The 21,754-nt window shown below is 46.0% G+C and carries 15 protein-coding genes; 9 read left to right on the top strand and 6 right to left on the bottom strand.

The features are described 5' to 3' along the window. Positions 1 to 111: 111 nt before the first annotated feature. The gene (locus P7M01_RS02560) at positions 112 to 1,467 is read right to left on the bottom strand and encodes a PFL family protein (RefSeq protein WP_202937719.1); all 1,356 of its coding nucleotides are present in this window, start codon (positions 1,465 to 1,467) and stop codon (positions 112 to 114) included. A gap of 9 nt (positions 1,468 to 1,476) precedes the next feature. After that, on the bottom strand, positions 1,477 to 1,749 hold the full coding sequence (locus P7M01_RS02555) for an ACT domain-containing protein (protein WP_202937718.1): 273 nt from the start codon (positions 1,747 to 1,749) through the stop codon (positions 1,477 to 1,479). A 228-nt stretch (positions 1,750 to 1,977) separates the two neighbouring features. On the opposite strand from P7M01_RS02555, the gene pyk reads away from it, so the two are divergent. Next, positions 1,978 to 3,414 carry a pyruvate kinase gene (gene pyk, locus P7M01_RS02550; RefSeq protein ID WP_317476294.1) on the top strand — a complete coding sequence of 479 codons (1,437 nt, stop codon included), beginning with the start codon at positions 1,978 to 1,980 and terminating at the stop codon, positions 3,412 to 3,414. A gap of 158 nt (positions 3,415 to 3,572) precedes the next feature. Here pyk and P7M01_RS02545 read toward each other — a convergent pair whose 3' ends face one another. From P7M01_RS02545 to P7M01_RS02535, 3 genes are all read right to left on the bottom strand, one after another. Continuing rightward, positions 3,573 to 5,339, bottom strand: coding sequence for an ABC transporter ATP-binding protein/permease (locus P7M01_RS02545; protein ID WP_317482921.1), 1,767 nt, complete (start codon positions 5,337 to 5,339; stop codon positions 3,573 to 3,575). Between the two features lie 76 nt (positions 5,340 to 5,415). Continuing rightward, positions 5,416 to 7,539 (bottom strand): TonB-dependent siderophore receptor, encoded by a 2,124-nt coding sequence (locus P7M01_RS02540; RefSeq protein ID WP_317482920.1) that lies wholly within the window; start codon positions 7,537 to 7,539, stop codon positions 5,416 to 5,418. Between the two features lie 283 nt (positions 7,540 to 7,822). Further along, positions 7,823 to 9,220, bottom strand: coding sequence for an MATE family efflux transporter (locus tag P7M01_RS02535; RefSeq protein WP_317482919.1), 1,398 nt, complete (start codon positions 9,218 to 9,220; stop codon positions 7,823 to 7,825). A 40-nt stretch (positions 9,221 to 9,260) separates the two neighbouring features. Here P7M01_RS02535 and P7M01_RS02530 point away from each other — a divergent pair, with 40 nt between their 5' ends. Beyond that, positions 9,261 to 9,875, top strand: a complete 615-nt coding sequence (locus P7M01_RS02530; RefSeq protein WP_317476298.1) for a riboflavin synthase subunit alpha — start codon at positions 9,261 to 9,263, stop codon at positions 9,873 to 9,875. A gap of 149 nt (positions 9,876 to 10,024) precedes the next feature. Here P7M01_RS02530 and dolP read toward each other — a convergent pair whose 3' ends face one another. Next, positions 10,025 to 10,612: a division/outer membrane stress-associated lipid-binding lipoprotein gene (dolP, locus tag P7M01_RS02525; protein WP_202937712.1), complete on the bottom strand. Its 588-nt coding sequence runs from the start codon at positions 10,610 to 10,612 to the stop codon at positions 10,025 to 10,027. Between the two features lie 317 nt (positions 10,613 to 10,929). Here dolP and P7M01_RS02520 point away from each other — a divergent pair, with 317 nt between their 5' ends. The 7 genes from P7M01_RS02520 (at position 10,930) to recD (ending at position 21,719) form a co-directional block, all read left to right on the top strand. Continuing rightward, on the top strand, positions 10,930 to 11,994 hold the full coding sequence (locus P7M01_RS02520) for a DNA cytosine methyltransferase (RefSeq protein WP_317482918.1): 1,065 nt from the start codon (positions 10,930 to 10,932) through the stop codon (positions 11,992 to 11,994). Positions 11,995 to 12,009: 15 nt separating this feature from the next. Beyond that, positions 12,010 to 13,650, top strand: a complete 1,641-nt coding sequence (locus tag P7M01_RS02515; RefSeq protein WP_317482917.1) for a TIGR02391 family protein — start codon at positions 12,010 to 12,012, stop codon at positions 13,648 to 13,650. Positions 13,651 to 13,659: 9 nt separating this feature from the next. After that, positions 13,660 to 14,082 (top strand): very short patch repair endonuclease, encoded by a 423-nt coding sequence (locus tag P7M01_RS02510; protein ID WP_317482916.1) that lies wholly within the window; start codon positions 13,660 to 13,662, stop codon positions 14,080 to 14,082. A 191-nt stretch (positions 14,083 to 14,273) separates the two neighbouring features. Next, positions 14,274 to 15,584 carry an NCS2 family permease gene (locus P7M01_RS02505; protein WP_317482933.1) on the top strand — a complete coding sequence of 437 codons (1,311 nt, stop codon included), beginning with the start codon at positions 14,274 to 14,276 and terminating at the stop codon, positions 15,582 to 15,584. A gap of 18 nt (positions 15,585 to 15,602) precedes the next feature. Further along, the gene (locus P7M01_RS02500; RefSeq protein ID WP_202937711.1) at positions 15,603 to 15,959 is read left to right on the top strand and encodes a DsrE/DsrF/TusD sulfur relay family protein; all 357 of its coding nucleotides are present in this window, start codon (positions 15,603 to 15,605) and stop codon (positions 15,957 to 15,959) included. Between the two features lie 56 nt (positions 15,960 to 16,015). Then, a complete protein-coding gene (gene recB / locus P7M01_RS02495; protein ID WP_317482915.1) occupies positions 16,016 to 19,696 on the top strand; it encodes an exodeoxyribonuclease V subunit beta in 3,681 nt (1,226 codons plus the stop codon). Next, complete coding sequence (recD, locus tag P7M01_RS02490) at positions 19,689 to 21,719, top strand: exodeoxyribonuclease V subunit alpha (protein WP_317482914.1); 2,031 nt, start codon at positions 19,689 to 19,691, stop codon at positions 21,717 to 21,719. The genes recB and recD overlap by 8 nt, the downstream gene beginning before the upstream one ends. Positions 21,720 to 21,754: the final 35 nt, after the last annotated feature.

The following is a 21,754-nucleotide window of genomic DNA, read 5'->3' as shown; positions in this document are numbered from 1 at the left end:
GTGTGTTTCTTTTGGTTCGTTTTCTTTGCACAAGCAAAGAAAATGAACGGAGCAAAAATGCGGTCAAAAAACTCAATGATTTTCGACCGCACTTTTGTGGGTTAACGACAATCAGTTTTTCATAGATTGTACCGGCGCGGGAATGCGTCCGCCGCGGTTGACAAACACTTCGCAGGAGCCTTCCTTCACGGGCATAATCGGTGCGTAACCGAGCAAACCGCCGAATTCTACGCTTTCCCCCACATCTTTCCCAGTGACCGGAATAATACGTACGGCGGTGGTTTTGCCGTTGATCATGCCGATTGCCGCCTCATCGGCGATAATGCCGGAAATTGTGTGGGCCGGCGTGCTGCCCGGCACGGCAATCATGTCCAGACCGACGGAACAAACCGCCGTCATGGCTTCCAGTTTGTCCAGCGTGAGGATGCCGCTTTCCGCCGCGGCGATCATGCCTTCGTCTTCGGAAACCGGAATAAACGCACCGCTTAAACCGCCGACGGCACTGGATGCCATCATGCCGCCTTTTTTCACGGCGTCATTTAACAGCGCAAGGGCGGCTGTGGTGCCGTGGGTACCGCAAACGGTTAAGCCCATGGTTTCTAAAATGCGCGCCACGGAATCGCCGATAGCCGGCGTAGGGGCGAGTGATAAATCCAGGATGCCGAACGGAATATTCAGCATTTTAGCCGCTTCCTGACCGATTAATTCGCCCACGCGGGTAATTTTAAAAGCGGTTTTTTTGACCACTTCCGCCACTTCCGTTAATGTGGTGGCGCGGGAATTTGCCAACGCTTCTTTTACCACGCCCGGGCCCGAGACTCCCACGTTAATCACCGCATCCGCTTCGCCGGAACCGTGGAAAGCGCCCGCCATAAAAGGATTGTCTTCTACGGCATTACAGAACACCACGATTTTGGCACAGCCGAAGCCTTCCGGCGTGATGTTTGCCGTGCGTTTGATGGTTTCGCCCGCCAGTTTCACCGCATCCATGTTAATTCCTGCGCGGGTGGAACCGATATTGATGGAGCTGCAGACGATATCCGTGGTTTTCATGGCTTCCGGAATGGAGCGAATCAGCACTTCGTCCGAAGGCGACATCCCTTTTTGCACCAGAGCGGAAAAGCCGCCGATAAAAGATACGCCGATGGTTTTTGCCGCGCGATCTAAAGTTTGCGCAACGGATACGTAAGAATCCGATTTGGTCGCCGCCGCAATTTGGGCGATAGGCGTGACGGAAATTCGCTGGTTTACAATAGGTACGCCGTATTTGGCGGAAAGAATTTGAGCGGTTTTAACCAGATCTTTGCCGACGCTGGTGATTTTTTGATAAATATTTCGGTTTAATTGGTCCATATCGCGGCTGATACAGTCATGCAAATCGATACCGATAGTAATGGTCCTTACATCGAAATTTTGATCCGCCACCATGCGGATGGTTTCGAGAATTTCATTGGATTGAATGCTCATTTTTCACCTCTAAATCCGGTGCATGGCTTTGAAGATTTCTTCGTTTTGCAAACGAATGTCAAGGGCGAGATTGCAACTTTCTCGGGCAAAGGTTTCCGCCAGTTCGGGAAAGGATTTCGGACATTTTGTGGTATCCACCAGAATAATCATGGTGAAATAATCGTCCATTAGCTGCTGGCTGATATTCATGATGTTGATTTGGTTGTCCGCCAGAATTTTAGCGACATCGTAAACGATCCCGATGCGATCTTTGCCGATAACCGTAATCACTGAATTTGACATGATAATATCCTTATTGAGTAACTGAATTCGGGAAGAGAGTATAGCAAATTTTCGTTTTTATAAGAAAGCCGGACGGACGCGAAAGTGCGGTAAAAATTTTGTATGTTTTCGATCTCGATTTTACCCGCGATTCGGCGTATAATATGCGCCAGTTTTTCCGCGGCGAAAAAGCTGTATGTCCGGAATCAAATCGAGAATAATCACTGAAAATAACTGACGGAGTAATCAATGTCTAGAAGATTAAGAAGAACCAAAATCGTATGTACGATGGGTCCTGCGACCGATAAAGGCAATAACCTTGAAAAAATTATTGCCGCGGGTGCGAACGTTGTACGTATGAATTTCTCCCACGGCACACCGGAAGATCATATCGGTCGTGCTAATAAAGTTCGTGAAATTGCGAAAAAATTAGGCAAACATGTTGCGATTTTAGGCGACTTGCAAGGTCCTAAAATTCGCGTTTCCACGTTTAAAGAAGGCAAAATTTTCTTAAGCATTGGTGATAAATTTATTTTAGACGCTGATTTACCGAAAGGCGAAGGTAATCAGGAAGCGGTCGGTTTAGACTACAAAACCTTACCGCAAGATGTGGTGCCGGGCGATATTCTGTTATTGGACGACGGTCGCGTTCAGTTAAAAGTGTTGTCTACCGAAGGGGCGAAAGTGTTCACTGAAGTGACGGTGGGCGGTCCTTTATCAAATAACAAAGGTATCAACAAATTGGGCGGCGGTTTGTCGGCGGACGCATTAACCGAAAAAGATAAAGCGGACATCATTACCGCGGCACGTATCGGCGTCGATTACCTGGCGGTGTCATTCCCGCGTTCAAGTGCGGATTTAAACTATGCCCGCGAATTGGCGGAAGCGGCCGGTTTGAAAGCGAAAATCGTGGCGAAAGTGGAACGTGCGGAAACCGTTGCCAGCGACGAAGCGATGGATGATATTATCCTGGCTTCGGACGTGATTATGGTTGCCCGCGGTGACTTGGGCGTGGAAATCGGCGATCCCGAATTGGTCGGCGTTCAGAAAAAATTGATCCGTCGTTCGCGTCAGTTAAATCGCGTGGTTATCACCGCGACCCAAATGATGGAATCGATGATTAGCAACCCAATGCCGACCCGTGCGGAAGTAATGGACGTAGCGAATGCCGTGTTGGACGGTACTGATGCCGTAATGCTTTCGGCGGAAACCGCAGCGGGACAATATCCTTCCGAAACGGTGGCGGCCATGGCGAAAGTGGCGCTGGGTGCGGAAAAAATGCCAAGTATCAACGTGTCTAAACACCGTATGGATGTTCAATTTTCCACTATCGAGGAATCGGTGGCGATGTCCGCTATGTATGCGGCAAACCACATGAAAGGCGTTGCGGCGATTATTACGTTGACCAACAGCGGTCGCACGGCGCGTTTAATGTCACGTATCAGTTCCGGTTTACCGATTTTTGCGTTGTCACGTCACGAATCGACCCTGAATTTATGCGCACTGTACCGTGGTGTCACGCCGATTCTGTTCGAACACGAATCCCGCACCGTACACAGCGCGAAGGAAGCGGTTAACCTGTTGAAAGAGAAAGGTTTCTTGGTTTCAGGCGATTTGGTGTTGTTAACTCAAGGTGACGCATTAGGCACGTCAACCAACGTATGCCGTACTTTAATTGTTGAATAATTGAGCAATAAAATATGCAAAGGGAGCGGATTAAACCGGCTCCCTTTTTCTTTGGTCAAATAAAGATCACCGGCGAAAAAATCGTGAAAAAATTGCCCGCACTTTTCCCAAATAGAAGCTTAACAGTTAAAAGTGCGGTCGATTTTTTCATTGTTTTTTTACGCCGTCCGACAAGCGGAAAGATGAAATTCCCGATTGTGGAACTGATGTAAGGTGCCGCGATGCCCGATGCTCAGCACAATCATATTCGGCAGTTTTTTACGGATTTTATCATACAAAATGAATTCCGTCGGTTCGTCCAATGCCGAAGTGGTTTCATCCAGGAAAACAATATCGGGCTTAGTCAGAAAAATCCGGATAAAGGCGACCCGTTGCAATTCGCCCGGAGACAGAATCGCCTGCCAGTCGTTTTCCTGATCAAGCGCCGTAATATAATGCTCTAAACGGCATTTTTGCATGTAGCGTTCCAGCTCGGGGTGATGCGGATCGATATTGGGATAGCAAATGGCCTCCCGCAACGAGCCTTGCGGCATATAAGGACGTTGCGGTAAAAACAGAATATTGGCGTTGCACGGACGTTCGCAATGACCGAAAGTGGCAAACGGATAAATTCCCGCAATTGCTTTCAGCAGGGTTGTTTTGCCGGCGCCGGACGGGCCTTGAATCAGTAAGGCGTCGCCCGCTTTTAAGCTGAGATTAATGTGTTGTAACAAGGGTTCGCCCCGCTGATCGCACAAACCGAAATCCGTTAAACGAATACCCGAACCGCATTCGACGGGGGAAAAAATTTGGTTGTCGTCGAGATAATCCAACTTGCTCATAAACCCGTGCAGACGGTTTAGCCGCGCCTGATACAGGGTGAATTCTTCGTAAAACAGACGGAAAAATGACAGCGAACGCATCAGCCGATTAAACGCCTGCACGGTTTGATGCATGTCGCCCAAGGTGACTTTATTGGCGAAAAAACGCGGTGCCTGCAACATTAACGGTAAAATCATCGCAATTTGAGTAACGCCGGTGTTAAATCCGTCCAATCCCAGCATTTGCCGCACAATCGCCCAACGGTTTTGAATAACGGCGCGAAATTTTTCCTGAAGGTGCGCGTGTTCTTTATTTTCACCGTCGTAAAACGCAATACTTTCCGCGTTATCGCGTACTCGAATTAGCGAGTATCGGTAATCGCCGTTGAATTTTTCTTTATTAAAATTGAGCTTGATTAGCGGATGGCCGATCCATACGGAAAGAGCGGTGGCTAAAAGGATAAATCCGTAAATGAAGAATACCGCCGCTTTCGGAATTTCGAGGCCGAGCAATGTCAGCATGCCCGACAGCCCCCACAGAATAACGGTGAATTCGATAATGGACAGAACGGCGCCCACCACGCCGTCCATTAAATCCACGGTGCCGGTAATGAATTCCCGCGCGTCTTGTTCGATACGCTGATCGATATTATCGGGCAGATCTTTTTCGTATTTCATGCGGTAGTAATTTTTATTCTGCAGCCAGCGGTTCAGCATTTGTTCGTTCAGTTTTTCCAGCCAACGGATTTCAAACACCTGACGGACAAAGTAATGCAAAATGGCATGAATGATTTTGAAGCCGACCAGTAAGGCGTTGATCATTGCGAAAAACCAAAAAGCGTCCGCCGCTTTGTTTTGCATGGAACTGTACAATCCGTTGTAAAAAAAGGTGTTTAACACGCTGATTCGCACTTCAAGCAGAATAAACACCAGCAGTAAAAGGATTAAACCCAGGCTTTTCCAACGGTTTTGGGGAGTTAAGCATGGTCGGGTGATTAGCCAAAACTTATGTCCGAATTCGGTTCGACGCAGCAAAAGTGCGGTCAAAATTAGGCCTGAAATTAACCAAAATAGCGATTTCAAAAGCCAAGGAAAACTGTTGTGTAATTCGGTTTGCCAGTTCATAAAAAGATTTCCAAAAACGACAAAAGAGCGGAGAACCGCTCTTAAGGTAGGGTGGGCTTGCCAGCCCACCAAATGATTAGAATGAATATTCCACATTCGCCCAGTAAGTGCGCGGCATACCCACTACGGCGAAGCTACGATCATAGCGTCCGCGCTGCACTTGCCAGTAGGCCTTGTCGAATAGATTTTCAACGCCTACACGGAAGGTTAAGGTTTGTTTAGCGTCCAGTTGCGCCACATATTTCGCGCCTAAATCCACCGTGGTATAAGACGGAAATTCATAGTTCTCCGCGTAATCCTGATAGGATTTGCCGTAATATTGAAGCGCTGCGTTTAAGGTTAAATTGTCGATAAACGGCGTGTCCCATTCCACCGCCGCTTTAGCGATCCAGCGCGGGCTGGATACTTGAGATCCGTTGATAATCGCGCCGTCCGAATATCTTGAGTAATCGATCAATTCTCCGCGGTTATAAGTCACGCCTAAGCTTGGGCGTAATGTTTTGTTGAACAGGTTAGCGTAGATATTGAATTCAACGCCGCGATTACGTTCTTTTCCCTGCTCTTCGCCCGTGATGCGATGAATGCCCGGACGAGACAACTGATATACGCTTGTGGTGGTGGTAAGTAAATCATTCCAGTTTTTACGCACACCCAGTTCAATTTGTCTGCTTACAATAGGTTTAGCCATTACGCCGGTATCTTCGTCCACCGCACCGGGTTCTAAATCTTCCAAATAGTTACCGTAGAAAACTAAGTCGGGATTCGGTACATAGGCAAGTGTCACCATTGGACTGAAGCGATTTTCATGCGCTTTAATGTCGGTGCTGTAATCATGCTGTTTAATCCATTGGAAGCGACCGCCGAGAGTAAGTCGAACGGTATTATTCGCAAAGCCTGCCGTATCTGCGAGAGCCAGGCTGTAACTGCCTAATTTTTCGTTGGTACTTTGTACTAACGCACCGTAAGTCGGTTGGCCTCGACTGAATACAGGATTATAGATATTGGCGGTAAAGTTTTTAGCGGTCGGACTTTGATCGAAGTCTCGTTGACGTTTTACGGCGTCGAACGCTAAACTCCAGTTGTGATAAACGGAACCGGTTTCGAATTCGCCCTGTAATTTTAAGTTACCGCTGGTTGTACGAGTGTGATAATCCATAGCGCGCATAGAGCGAACGGAATAATCTCCGTCGGTATTTGTCATGCGGATTTGCCCGAAGGAACCGTAATAACGGGAATCCATATAACCCAAACCGCCGGATAACATCATGTTGTAAGGCAAATCATATTCAAACGTTCCCATAATAGTTTGATCTTCGGTGGTTTGCCCGCTCCAATACGGAATTAAGTTAGTCTCTCCATCCGGCGCATCCGGTAAACGGAATGTCAGATCCTGAATATCCTGTACCCGCGCTCGTCCGCCGTGGGTAGCTCGTTTGCTGTACATATAATCGATACCGGCCCGGAATTTATCACCGCGGTAATCGGCACCCAAGGCAAATTCTTTATTGCGCTCGTCATAGTTATTGCGCGCCGTATCACCGTCCCGGTATTTACCGTTTAAACGGACACCCCATTCTTTATTTGCACCGAAACGACGACCAAAATCAAAGGTCTCCTGTAAGCGGTTATTGCTGAACCAGCCGAATCCGATTTTATTAATGTCTTCATCGGTGGCGCGTTTGGTTTCGATATTCATAGACGAGCCCGCCGCGCCTTCGGGATCCATTCCGCCGATGGCGGTAGAAGCGCCTTTGATTAATTGCGCGGAGCTGACGGCGGCCGTCGGGGAATTATAGGTGGAATAAAGACCGGGTAAGCCGTTTACCATGATTTGGCGGGCGTCTAATTGTAAACCACGTACATATACACCGGAAATCGTATTAGTTTCACCGCCGAAATTCATAACGGAAGAATCCACTTTGGAAATCGCGTCGACAACATTGCGTTGTTGAGAATTCTCAAAGGCTTTTTCATCATAATTTACTACGGAAATAGGTGAGGTAAAGGCAGTTTGACGGCCGAGTAAACTGAGATTAACGATATCTTTTTGTTTGTCTCCCGCGGCTTTGGCTTTTTCCAATTCCGTGACAACATTGATTTGGTCCAAATCATCGTTAGCAGTCTGGCTCGTTTCAGCTACGGCGGCAAAAGAGACACCGGCAAAAAGTGCGGTAGAAATCAGGCTTAATTTAAATTTCATGAAAGCGTTCCTAAAGTAAGAAGGGAAGGATTGCCCGGACAGTAAAATTGCCGCCCGAGCGGGTCACAATGAAAATTTTTGGCGAGTATAGCGAAAAGAATTGAGTTAATCAATCTCTAATAGGAATTATTTTCATTTGAGTGAATGATAAAAAATTTCGCTTTTTTATTTGCAATCCTTAAAAAGAATTGCTCCCTCAAGGCGCCGTTGGCAAAGCCAATGTTCAAAAAACTTCGCGTTTTTTGACCGCACTTTTATTTTTATTCGCGGCGGCAAAGCGCAATTATTTCAGTTTATCCAGCTGCGCCAGCAATATTTCGTCGGAACGGGCCTGAATTTTCCGCATTCGGATACTTAAACAAATTGCGGCGATTGTGAGGCTGACCACAAAACCGATCCAGAATCCTTTCGCGCCCAAATGAGGCAGGAAAAAATCGGTCATTGCCAACGTATAACCCACCGGCATACCGATAACCCAATAACAGAAAACGGTAATGTACAAAATGGCTTTGGTGTCTTTGTAACCGCGCAGGGCGCCGCCGATAACCACTTGCACGGTATCGGAAAACTGATAAAGCGCTGCGATCAGCAATAACGAACTTGCCATGCCGATGACTTTGCCGTCGTTGACGAAAATGGAAGCGATTTGTTCACGGAAGACAACGGTGACGAATGCCGTCAGAACGGTGATATTTAGCCCTACCATTAAAGCGGCGTAAGACACTTTCTTCGCATTTTGCGGCGATCCTTCGCCAAGACGTTGGCCCACTAAAATGGTGGTCGCCATGCCCAGCGACATCGGCAGCATAAAAATGAACGAACTGGTATTCAGCGTGATCTGATGACTTGCCACCATATCCGTTCCGAGCGGCGATAAAAACAGGGAAGTCAGCGCAAATAACGCTACTTCGCACCACAATGCCACGGCAATAGGAAAACCAAGGCGTAGTAACTTACCGAGCGTGGCGAAATTCGGTTTTTCGATGATGTGTTCGAACACTTTGAGATCCCGTTGATTTTTAGCCCGCTTGTTGTAGAGAATCATCATAATGCACATCGCCCAGTTCACCAGCGAAGTGGCGATACCGCAGCCTACCGCCCCGAACGCCGGAATGCCGAGTTTGCCGTAAATAAAAATATAATTAAGCGGAATATTCAACAGCAATCCGCAAAAGGTAATCACCATTGCCGGTTTGGTTTTGGCGATGCCGTCGTTCAAACAGCGAAAATTGATCAGCAGCAAATACCCCGGCAAGCCCCAGACCATGGCGTGCAGATAACCTATTGTAATCTCAGCGAGTTTGGGTTCCATCTTCATGTTTTGAATAATAAAGTCGCTGTGATAAATCAAAGCGGCGATGGGAACGGCGGCGAGTAAAACGATCCATAATCCCTGACGCACATGATGGGCAATACGATCGCGCTTGCCCGAACCGTTTAAATAGGAAATGGTCGGCGGCAGAGCAAGCAATAAGCCTTGTCCGAATAACACCAACGGAAACCAAATGGATGCGCCTACGGAAATTGCCGCCATATCCGCCGCGCTGACACGTCCCGCCATGATGGTATCCACCAACGCCATGGAATTCTGTGCGATTTGCGCCAAAAGAATCGGAAAAGCAAGCAGAACCAAGCGTTTGGCTTGTTCCTGATAGGCGGCAATATTTAGAAATTTTTTCATATCAAGTATAATGTGGGAAATTTTTTTGTGGAGATTTCTTATGTTTACAGGCATCGTGCAAGGCACGGCACAAATTCAATCTATTGTTGAGAAAGCGAATTTTAGAACACATACCGTTAAAATGCCACAGGAATTGCTGGCGGATCTGGAAATTGGCGCCTCCGTAGCCAATAACGGCGTTTGTTTAACCGTAACCAAAATCGACGGTGATTCGGTCAGTTTCGATTTAATGACCGAAACCTTGCGCATTACCAATCTCGGCGGCTTGAAGCCGGGCGATTGGGTGAATATCGAACGGGCGATGAAGTTCGGCGCGGAAGTGGGCGGACATATTTTATCCGGACACGTTTATTGCACTGCGAAAGTGGCGCAGCGCATTCCGTCGGAAAATAATCTGCAGATTTGGTTCGAACTGCCGACGCCGGAAGTGATGAAATACATTCTCACCAAAGGCTTCATCGCTGTCGACGGCATTAGTTTGACGGTCGGCGAAGTGAAAGACAATCGGTTTAGCGTGAACCTGATTCCGGAAACCGTTCAGCGCACGCTGATTGCAAAACGGGAAGTCGGCGATTTAGTGAATATTGAGATCGATCCGCAAACTCAGGCTATTGTGGATACGGTTGAGCGTTATTTGACGAATCGTTCGGCCTGATTGAATTCCGGCATAAACAAAAAAGTGCGGTCAAAAAAACGTTAATTTTTTATGTTCGCCTCTTCGGCGCCGTTGGCTGACCAACGTTTAAAAAACTTCGTATTTTTTGACCGCACTTTTGCTTTTATTTATGCGCGGAATTCGTTCGTTTAATCAAGATATTTGAACACTTTTACCACCCGCGTCACACCTGAAATGTTCCGGGCAATTTCGGCTGCGGTGTTACCCTGTTGCTGAGTAACATTCCCCATCAGGAACACCTGGTTGTTTTCCGTGATGACTTTAACATCGGTGGTTTTCACGGCAGAATCCACTAACATTTTGGATTTCACCTGGCTGGTAATCCAGCTGTCTTTTGAACGTTGAGTCAAATCGATGACCGGGCCGACGCTCATTTCATTGAAAATGGTTTCCGCGTTAACGCCTTCCACGCCTTTGGCTAAATTGGTGGCGGTTTCTTTGGCAATATCCGTCGGAACTTGACCGATTAATAATAAGCGGTTGCTGTAAGATACGACCACGACACGGCCTTCCGCTTTAATTTGTTCGTCTTTGGTAATCGCGTCGTAGACTTTGAATTCCAGGGTTTCATCGTCTATCTGCGTGCCGGTGGAACGGGGATCCGTCGCCACTTTCGTACCTACAGCCGCGCCGCCTAGCAATGCGGCGGTACAACCTTGAAGCATTAATGCCGAAAGTCCGATAAAAGCAAATTTTTTAAGTTGTTTCATAGTCATAAATGATCATCTCCGATAAAACATTGGTTGCTAGTTTGCTGCCAAAGGGAAAACTTGTCAACTTTTTACTGTGTTGTCGGAGGAACAAACATACGTTAAATTTTGCTATCAGTACCATTCTATCGTGAAAAATGTCATAATTTTAATCGCGTTTTGGAATTTTTGGGGTATCAGTCAGAATAATCTGAAAGGTCTTGAACTCATCTCATAAAGATTCATTTAACGTATACGAAATTTTTTAAATTCTATGCTAGAATTTGACCTACAAGATTTCTATTAAATAGCGTTTTATTCGTTTAGTGTATTTGAGTAACGGAATGAAAAATAAGCAATTAAAAGCGATTGATTTTTTCTGCGGCGGCGGCGGAATGAGTTACGGCTTGCAACAAGCCGGCATCCGAATCCTCGCAGGGATCGATTATGAAATCAGTTGCAAAGAAACCTATGAAGCGAATATCGAAAACGCAAAATTTATTCACGCTAATGTTTTCGAATTGGGTGAAAAAGAATTGGAAAGTACGCTTAATCTTTCCCGAAACGACGACGATTTGATTTTAGTCGGTTGCAGTCCCTGCCAATATTGGAGTGTGATTCGAACCAGCAAAGAGAAATCCGAAAAATCCAAAAGCCTCTTATCCGAATTTCAACGCTTCGTCGAATATTTTGTTCCCGGTTATGTCGTCGTAGAAAACGTGCCGGGAATTTTTAGCCGCCAAAAAGAAAGCGGGCTGGACATTTTTGTGGATAAATTGGAATTTTTGGGTTATACCGTTCATTTCGGCATACATAATACGCAGCACTATAACGTCCCGCAAAGCCGTAAACGTTTTACTTTAATCGCTAATCGAGTAAGTGAAGACAAGCTGGAACCCTTAAAATCAGAAGACAGAATTTTAACGGTTAGAGACGTATTGGGCGAAAACAACGACTTTCCGAAAATTACGGCGGGACATCAGGACGATACCGATTATATGCACAGTTGTGCGGGTCTCTCCGAAATCAATTTGCAACGGTTGAAGCTGATACCGAAAGACGGCGGAGACCGTTTTGCTTTCTCCGATCGTCCGAATTTGCAACTGAAATGTTTCGTCGGCAAAGACGATAGTTTCAGAGACACTTTCGGACGATTATGGTGGGATAAGCCTTCGCCGACCATTACGACAAAGTTTTTTAGCGTTTCCAACGGGCGTTTCGTCCATCCTGAAGAAGATCGTGCCTTATCCTTACGAGAAGGTGCGACACTGCAATCGTTCCCGAAAACTTATATTTTCAAAGCAAATAGTAGGGAAAAAATCGCTCGTTTAATCGGCAACGCAGTACCGCCTAAGTACGCCGAACAAATCGGGAAAGCGATTATTAACAACGGTTTAAAAAGACAATAAAAAACGGAGATTAAAATGTCTGATCCAGAATTGAAAATGAGTTTTCAACCGACGGTAATCGAGCATCTAGGTGTAAAAATGTATAAGAATACCGTCCCTGCTATTGCGGAATTGGTGGCGAATGCTTACGATGCGGGTGCAACGGTAGCGGAAGTTTTTCTTTACGATAAACCCGAACATAAAATTGTGATACGGGATAACGGAATAGGGATGAGTTTCGATGAAATTAACGATTTTTATTTGAGAATCGGTCGTAACCGTCGTAAAGAAGGGCAGCCTTCCATTAATAATAGGAAACCGACCGGAAAGAAAGGGTTGGGTAAGTTAGCTTTGTTCGGTTTAGGAAATAAAATCGAAATATCTACAGTAAAAAACGGTGAAAAGGTTATCTTTGCTTTAAATTATAAAGAAATCTTGAATAGCGAAGGCGATTATCGTCCTCAATTTAATACTTCCGTTGACTCGTCCGCTCCCGATGGAACGACGATAACGCTTACGGAATTAACCAAGAAACAAGGCTATCCTTTGGATAATTATGTCGAACATCTTGCAAGATTGTTCAATTTTCCCGACCCTAATTTCAGTATTCAGATGAGTTTAAATGGCGGCGAAGTAAAAGTTATCGACAGCCATCTGAAATATAAATCCGTTACGCCGCAATTTGAATGGAACTATGAAGAATTGATTCAAACGGACGCATTAGCGGAGAAAGCTGAAAAATATACCTCTTCCGGATTAATCAACGGTAAATTCATCACTACGGAAAAACCGTTAAAGAATAATATGAAAGGTATTACGCTTTTTGCTAACGGTCGCATGGTTAATGCACCGGAGTTCTTCCGAAGCAGCGAGTCCAGCTATTTTTATTCTTATCTAACGGGATGGCTTAATGTTGATTTTATTGACGACGATAACGAAGATTTAATTTCTACTGATAGAACTTCTTTAGATTGGAAGCAGCCGGTTACTACGATGTTAAGGAACTTCTTAGAAGAAGTCGTTGCCGTTATAGCTTCCGATTGGAGGAAAAAAAGAAAAGAAGAAAAAGAGAAGAAAATAAAAAATGAACATAATATTGATCTTAGCGATTGGCAAAACAAATTACCGAGTGACGTAAAAAAGCCTGTTCAAGAAATTCTGAAAGGTGTTGACGACTCGGAATTAACCGAATCCGAGCAAGCGAAAGTTATTAAGGCATTGCATATTTTAATTCCTGAATATCCTTATTATCATTGGCGCCACTTACATCCAGACCTTCATGCCGCTTGCAACGATTATTACAATAATCGCAAAGATTATTTAAGTGCCGCTATTGAGGCGGTAAAGATTTTCGAAGATAAAGTACAAGATAAAACCGGGATTCGTAATTCAGACGGATATAAACTCTTAGAAAAGGCTTTTGGTAGTAATAATTCAATTCTTTTATTAACTGACAACAGCAATCAATCAGAAAAAAATTTAGAAGACGGCTTAGAGAAAATGGCGTGTGGTGTATGGACAGGCTTTAGAAATCCGGTACAACATGATTTAAGAAACAAACTATACCCTGATGTTTTTAATGATAAAGACGCTTTGGATCTATTAAGCTTAATTTCTTATTTACTACGCAAAGTAGAACAAACGCATAAACGTTCTAAAAAATCGGATAATTCTTGAAACCAACTCATGACTGACATCTTTCCCCCGAAAAAACGTTCTGAAATTATGTCGAAGGTTAAAAGTAAAAATACCAAACCTGAGATATTGGTCGGGACGTTTTTGTTTTCAAAGGGGTTTCGCTATCGAAAAAACGATAAACGATATGTCGGAATTCCCGATATTGTCTTGCCTAAATACAAAACCGTCGTCTTTATACACGGCTGCTTCTGGCACGGACACGTCTGTCCTAAAGGATCGCTTCCAAGTAGTAATTTTGAGTTCTGGAAAGAAAAAATAACGAAAAATAAAGAACGGGATATAAAAAACCGTAAAACGCTTGAAGATTTAGGGTTTAAAGTTATCGTTATTTGGGAATGCGAGTTAAAAAATAAGACCTTACGAGAAGACCGTTTGTTACGTTTAGTAGAAGAAATAAAACAAGGTATTTAGTTTTAAAACATCGAGACTTTTGCTCAAAATTATATATTCGAGTTTTGGTAACCCAATCTTCCCATGGTTATTACCAAGCTTCAAAATACTTCACTTTTCCCGACCGCACTTTTTAGAAAAATACATCGCAGTTTAGCTGGGAATTTGTTAGAATTTTGGCCTGATTTTTTTATTTTAAAAGTGAACCAATGATGCAAAATCAATCTTTTATTTCCCGTTTTTTTCAATTTAATAAAAAACGCACGACCACCAAAACGGAAATTGTGGCGGGTATCACCACTTTTTTCACCATGGTGTATATTGTCTTTGTCAATCCGTCCATTTTGGGCGATGCCGGCATGGATAAACAGGTGGTATTCGTCACCACTTGCCTGATTGCCGGTTTCGGTACTTTGGCCATGGGCTTATTCAGTAATTTGCCGATTGCGTTGGCGCCCGCCATGGGGCTGAATGCGTTCTTTGCTTATGTGGTGGTGGCGAAATTGGGTTATTCCTGGGAAATCGGCATGGGAGCGATTTTCTGGGGATCTGTCGGGTTGTTTTTGTTAACTTTATTTCAGATTCGTTATTGGCTGATGGCGTCCATTCCGCTGGGGTTGCGTGTGGGAATCGGCGCGGGAATCGGATTTTTTATCGCTTTAATCGGGTTCAAAAATATGGGGCTGGTTGTGGCCAATCCGGCAACTTTGGTCGCATTGGGCGAACTGCATGATCCGAAAGTGTTGCTGGGCATTTTGGGCTTTTTCATCATTACCGTGTTAGCGGCGCGGAATATCTATTCCGGCGTATTGATTTCTATTGTAGTGGTGACCGGATTGGCGTTATTTTTAGATCCGGACGTACAGTTCCACGGTGTGGTATCTATGCCGCCGAGTTTGGATGCCGTGGTGGGCAAAGTAGATGTTGCCGGCGCTCTGGACAGCGCGTTGCTCGGCATTATTTTTTCATTTCTGTTGGTGAATTTATTTGACTCGTCCGGTACTTTGCTGGGGGTCACCGATAAAGCGGGGATCAGCGACGAAAAAGGTCGCTTCCCGAAAATGCGTCAGGCGTTGTTTGTGGACAGTTTAAGCGGCGTCGTAGGATCTTATGTGGGCACTTCCGCCATCAGTACTTACGTGGAAAGCGGCGCGGGCGTATCCGTGGGCGGCAGAACGGGCTTGACCGCGGTCGTCGTGGGGTTATTATTTCTGTTAACCATTTTCTTCTCACCGCTGGCGGGGTTGGTGCCGGCTTATGCTACTGCCGGGGCATTGGTTTATGTGGGTATTTTAATGGCGTCCAGTCTGATTAAAGTGCAGTGGGAAGATTTAACCGAAGCCACGCCGGCGTTTATTACCGCCGCTATGATGCCTTTTACTTATTCTATAACGGAAGGAATTGCATTCGGCTTTATCAGCTATTGTGCGATGAAAACCTGCACGGGACGTATTCGCGAAGTGAATGCACCGGTTTGGGTGGTGGCGATTCTGTTTTTAATCAAATTTATTTGGGTAGGATAATTCTTTCGGGAGGAGCATATGCAAAAGTTATTGTTCATTATTCATGCCGCCCCTTACGGTAATGAAAGTTTTTTCAGCGGGTTGCGTTTGGCGTTACAAATTCAGGAACAATATAAAAGTGCGGTCGAATTGAAGCTATTTTTAATGTCTGATGCGGTTGCGGGCGGATTGGCGAAACAAAATCCGGCGGAAGGTTATCATATTCAACAAATGCTGGAAATTCTGACCGCGCAGGGTGCCGCCGTTAAACTGTGCAAAACCTGTACCAATGCGCGCGGTATGACCGATCTCCCGCTGGCCGAAGGCGTGCAAATCGGTACGTTGGCGGAACTTGCCGATTGGTCGATAGAAGCGGACAAAGTTTTTAATTTTTAACTGACGAATTAAATAAAAGGGGAATAAAATCCCCTTTATTTGTATAAGTAAAATTTATGGCGATTCAACACTTAAATCCTATCAGTACGCCGTTGCAAACGACGACTTTGATTGAAGCTTCCGCCGGCACCGGTAAAACCTTCACCATGGCGTCTTTGTATCTGCGTTTGCTGTTGCAAGCGGGAGACAACGCTTTTTCTGCGCCGTTGACAGTGGAACAAATTCTGGTGGTAACCTTTACTGATGCGTCAACGCAAGAATTGAAAGAGCGTATTCGTTCCCGTATTCATCTGGCGAAAGCGCAGTTCTCCGCTTATCGGGAAAATCAGGATTTAAGTCTGTTTCTGAATACGGAGAATGAATTTCTGGTGAAGGAAAACGGGGAATTGACCGCTCGTTTTCTGGAAAGACTGGATCCGAATGAGGCCCTCCGCCGGCTGACTTTTGCCGAACAGAATATGGATCTTGCCGCGATTTACACCATCCACGGTTTTTGTCGCCGCATGCTGATGCAATATGCGGTGAATTCCGGTATTCATTTTAATTTGGAACTGGTGACGGACGAAACGGAATTGCTGAATCAGCTGGCAAATGATTTCTGGCGGCAACAGTTTTACGGACAATCCTTTGCCGTGAGCGAATTTATTCACCGAAAATTAGTTTCGCCGCAAAACGTGTTAAAAAAGATTCGCGCTTATTTAAAAGGCGAAACCTTAAAAGTGTCGATAAATCGCCCGCACTTACTGACCATTCCCACCGATGAATTTCTGCAACGGGAATTGGCGTCTCATTTAGCCGCGACGACGGATAAAGTCGATGAATTAAAATCCGCCTGGATAAAGCATTTTGCCGAGATTTCCGCCTTATTCGAAGCGAATTATGCCGGTACTTCGGTGTTTAACGGCAACAAGTTCAAACAGGATTATTTTATCGCCCGCACGGCAAAAATTCAGGATTGGGTGAACAGCGAACGCCGCGACATTCCCAACGAGCTTTGGTATTTCACGCAGAATTATCTGAACGGCGCGGTATTAAAAGGTAAAACGGCGTTTACTCATCGGTTTTTCCATTATTTGGACGAACAAAAAGCACAAATTGAAGCGGCGCAAAGTCAGTTGGATTTAGACGAAAAGATCCTGCTTTTCCATTATCTGCGGGTGCTGAATAGCCAGTTAGTGGCTTACAAACAGCATCATCCGGAAAAAAGCTTCGACGATTTATTGCGCTTGTTAAAAAATGCGTTGCAATCGGAACGGGGCGAACAGCTGGCAACCTTTATTCGCCATCAATATCCTTTCGCCATGATTGATGAGTTTCAGGATACGGATGAACAACAATATCAAATTTTTTCAAGTATTTACGTAAATCAGCCGGATTGCGGATTCATGATGATAGGCGATCCGAAGCAGGCGATTTATCAATTCCGTGGCGCCGATATTTTCACTTATCTGAAAGCGGCGGAAGACGCCGGGCGGGATCGTTTTACGCTAAGTAAAAATTATCGTTCCGACAGCCGTTTGATTCGAGCGGTGAACGGTTTGTTCGATTTTCCCGCCGCCTTTATATACGACAACATTCGGTTTGAACCGGTAAAACCGGGCAAAAATCAACCGCACTTTGTCTGGCGGGGCAAACAACAGGCGCCGATGGCATTTTATTCGGGCACGCGCGAACAGGCGGCGGAATATTGCGCCGACAATATTCGGCAATGGCTCACAAGTGCGGGCGAAAATCAGGCAGAATTTATCGCCGATACGCCGCAAGACGGCATGCGAAACGCTCGGTTGCGTCCCGAAAATATCGCGGTGTTGGTACGCAAAAGCAGCGACGCGGACAAAATCAAATCCGCCCTGCAACGACGCGGCATTGCGTCCGTCTATTTGTCGGATCGCACCAATGTGTTTGATTGCACGGAAGCGAGGGAATTGGCGTTCATTCTGGCGGCCTGTCTGAATCCCTTCAGCGAACGCCATATTATGAATGCGCTGGCGACGGGCATTTTTGCCTTTTCCGTGGTGCAATTACAGCAAATTAAACGGCAGGCCGAATTGCTGGACGGCTGGATGACGCGTTTTGAAAACTATCAGCGCATCTGGCACCGACAAGGCGTGTTGCCGATGTTGCACCGGATTTTTCTGGATAAAGGCGAAGGCGATGAAGTCAATATTATCGAGCGCATTTCCGCTCGACCGAATGCGGAACGCCGTTTAACGGATTTATTGCATTTAGCCGAATTGCTGCAGGAAGCTGCCGCGTTGAACGAAAGCGAATCCGCTTTATTGAGCTGGTTTGAACGTCAAATTCAGGGCAACGATCGTCAGGCCGAACAACAAGTGCGGTTGGAAAGCGAACAGAATTTGGTGAAAATCGTCACCGTTCATAAATCCAAAGGATTGGAATATGATTTGGTCTGGCTGCCGTTTTTAGCCTTTGACGATGTGAAAAGCCGGGACGAAATCGCTATTTTTCATGATAAAAACGCCGAACCGCAATGGGATATGAATGCGCTTCATCAGGATAAATCGATGCAAGAAAAACTGGCGGAGGAAATGCGCCTGCTGTATGTGGCGCTGACGCGAGCAAAATATCAGGTTGCCATGGCGTTGCCGACGGAATTCGGCGGCAAACGGGAAGCCTGCTGGAATCCGGTTTGGTATGCGTTAAGCCGCGGTGAAATCGGCGATGATATAAAAATTACCGGCAAACCGGAAAAACAAGCGGCGGCTTTATTATCTGCCTGTTTGAACGCTGAAAATTATACTTTGGAAACCATGCCGGAAACCGTTTCCGACGAAAAATGGCAACCGCCGACGAACGCCGAGGCGCCTCTTGCGGCGGCAACCTTTACGGGCAAGATCGAACAAAACTGGGGCGTCACCAGTTTTACCGCGTTAGCCCAAATGCACGAGAGAAATCAACGTTTTCACGGAGAAGAAAGTGCGGTCAAATTTTCCGAGATTTTTGATGACGCCCTGGATTATGACGAACAACCGGACGAGTTTTTGTCGCTCAATGAAGAAACCGCCGTTTTGTGGCGGGATTTTCCGCAGGAATACAGTCCGTTGGCATTAAAAGGCGGCACAAAATTTGGCGTAATTTTGCACCGTTTTTTTGAAAAACATAACTTCGACCAACCTATTGAGGACGCGGAGCTTCTTGCGCTTTGCCAAGGGTTACAGCTGGACGAATCCTGGCTGCCGCCGTTAAGAATGTGGCTTGAGGCGGTGTTACGCACGCCGTTATCCGCCGGTGTGAAATTAACGGAGATAAACCCGAAAAATTGCCTGAAAGAAATGCAATTCTACCTGAATTTGAACCGCACTTTTGATGTGAAAGCCTTTAATCGGCTGTTGCGACAATATCATCCGCCGTATCAACAGCCTTATTTATTGGATCAGATCCAGGGCATGCTGCGCGGGTTTATCGATTTGGTTTATCGCCATGAAGACAAATATTATTTGCTGGATTATAAAACCAATTTGCTGTCCGCTTATAACGAGGAAAGCATTCGGGCGAATATGCGACAGCATCATTATGATTTACAGTATTTGTTGTACAGCCTGGCGTTACATTGTTTTCTGCAACGGCGTTTACCCGCTTACGATTACGAAACTCATTTCGGCGGCGTCACTTACGCTTATGTACGCGGAATGAACGGCACGGGCGGGACGGGCGTTTTTACCACTCGCCCCGATGTACGCTTGATTCGCGGCTTGGAGGAATTAGTGCATGCTTAATTTATTAGCCCGCTTGAAGGCGCTTAATGTGCTGACGGACGCCGATTTTTATTTCGCCAAACTGATTGACGAAAAACAGCAGGGCATGGCGTACGACGCTGCGCAACAGGCGCTGGCGGTGCTGTTGGCGGCGTTGGTTCATACCGCGCATTTACAGGGCAATACCTGTCTGTTTTTGGATCAGGATTTGGAACGTAATCCCTTCGGTTTAGCTTATGGAACCGTTGCGGAGGAAAGGGATTATCTGCTTGAAATCAAACAAAAAATCAATTTCTTACCGGTGGAGAAATGGCAATCGGCATTGGCGGAACATATAGCATTCACCGGCACACCGCAGCAACAAGCTCGTCCTTTCGTTTTTCAGCATAACGCGTTGTATTTATATCGAGTGTGGCAGGATGAGCAAACCGTAGCGGATTATCTGAAAAGTGCGGTCAAAAAAAACGATGTTTTTTTAGCTCGCGGTGCCGAAGGTGAGAACAATCGCCGGCAGACGATGGAGAGCCGAAATCCGCCGTTTTTTGTTCCGGTGGAAAAAGCGCGCAATCTGTTGTCCCGTTTTTTTGCGGAAAAAAAACCGGAAACGGATTGGCAGAAAATTGCCGTTGCTACGGCCTTAATTCAGCCCTTTACCTTGATTTCCGGCGGGCCGGGTACCGGGAAAACCTATTCCGTAGCGCGTTTAGTAGCGACGATTCAAACGCTGCAATACGAACAACATTTACCGCCGTTGCGTATTCGTTTGGCGGCGCCGACGGGGAAAGCGGCGGCGCGTCTGAAAGAAAGCCTGGAAGCCAGTTTAGTGCGGTTGGATTTGCCGCCGGCGGTGCGGGAAACCATTTCCACGGAAAGTGACACTTTGCACCGTTTGCTAGGCGTGCGACCGTTCGAAGACAGCGTAAGATTTCATGCGTATAACCCACTGCCGCTGGATATGCTGATTGTGGACGAAGCCTCGATGATTGATTTATCGATGATGGCGAAATTGCTGCGCGCTTTGCCGTCTCATGCGCGCCTGATTCTGTTGGGCGATAAGGATCAGCTGGCTTCGGTAGAAGCAGGAGCGATTCTGGGCGAAATCGGGCAATTCTTGCGTTACGATTATTCGCCGGAATTTGCCGCGGTGTTGCACGAATTAACCGGAGAACGGATTAACGGATCGTCAAATTACCATAATCTTCGCCACCATTTGGCTTTTTTAACCCGTAGTACGCGTTTTAATTTGGATTCTTCCGTGGGTAAACTGGCGGCGGCCATTAATAATATGCAGGCGAAGGAAAGTTGGCGGTTATTGAAAGACAGCACGGACATTCCGCTGGCGGAATTCGTGGCGCCGTCGAATGAGGTTAACGTCCGACAGGCTTATCGTCATCGTTATTTGCGTCAATTATTGCAAAGTGCGGTAGAAAATTATCAAGATTATTTGAAGCTGATTCCGAAAAACAATATGCCTACCGCTGCGCAATTGCGGCAGATTTTCCGTGCGTTTAATTCGGTACGAATTCTGACCGCACTCCGTGCCGGCGAATTCGGCGTGGAAAACCTTAATCGACAGATTGCCGAAGCGTTGCGTCAGAAAGAATTAGTCCGGTTCAAGCATAGTCGTGATTGGTTCGTCGGCAAACCGATTATGGTGACGCAAAATGATAACAACGTGAAATTATTCAACGGCGATATTGGTTTGTATTTAGGCGATAATCGGGTGTATTTCGAGACGGGCGACGGTTATAAAAGCGTGTCGGTGAACCGTATTCCGGCGCATGAAACCGCCTTTGCCATGACGATCCATAAATCTCAGGGATCGGAGTTTGAACATACCATCGTCGTACTGCCGCCGGATTATTCCCCGATTTTGTCGAAGGAGTTACTCTATACCGCCGTCACCAGAGCCAAACCGCGACTTTCAGTGTTCGCTTCTGAAGAAATCTGGCTAACCGCAGTCAAAAAAACAATCAAACGGCAAAGCGGGTTGGGAATATTATTGGGCAAAGTTGATGAGCAAATTGAGAACACAAGTAATTAATAGGCGATAAAAGCGGAATTATTTCCGCTTTTATT

The sequence above is a fragment of the Exercitatus varius genome (genome assembly GCF_029577735.1).
GTDB lineage: Bacteria > Pseudomonadota > Gammaproteobacteria > Enterobacterales > Pasteurellaceae > Exercitatus > Exercitatus varius.
The sequence above is the reverse complement of the archived record's forward strand: the minus strand, read 5'-3'. Positions and strand labels throughout refer to the sequence as shown.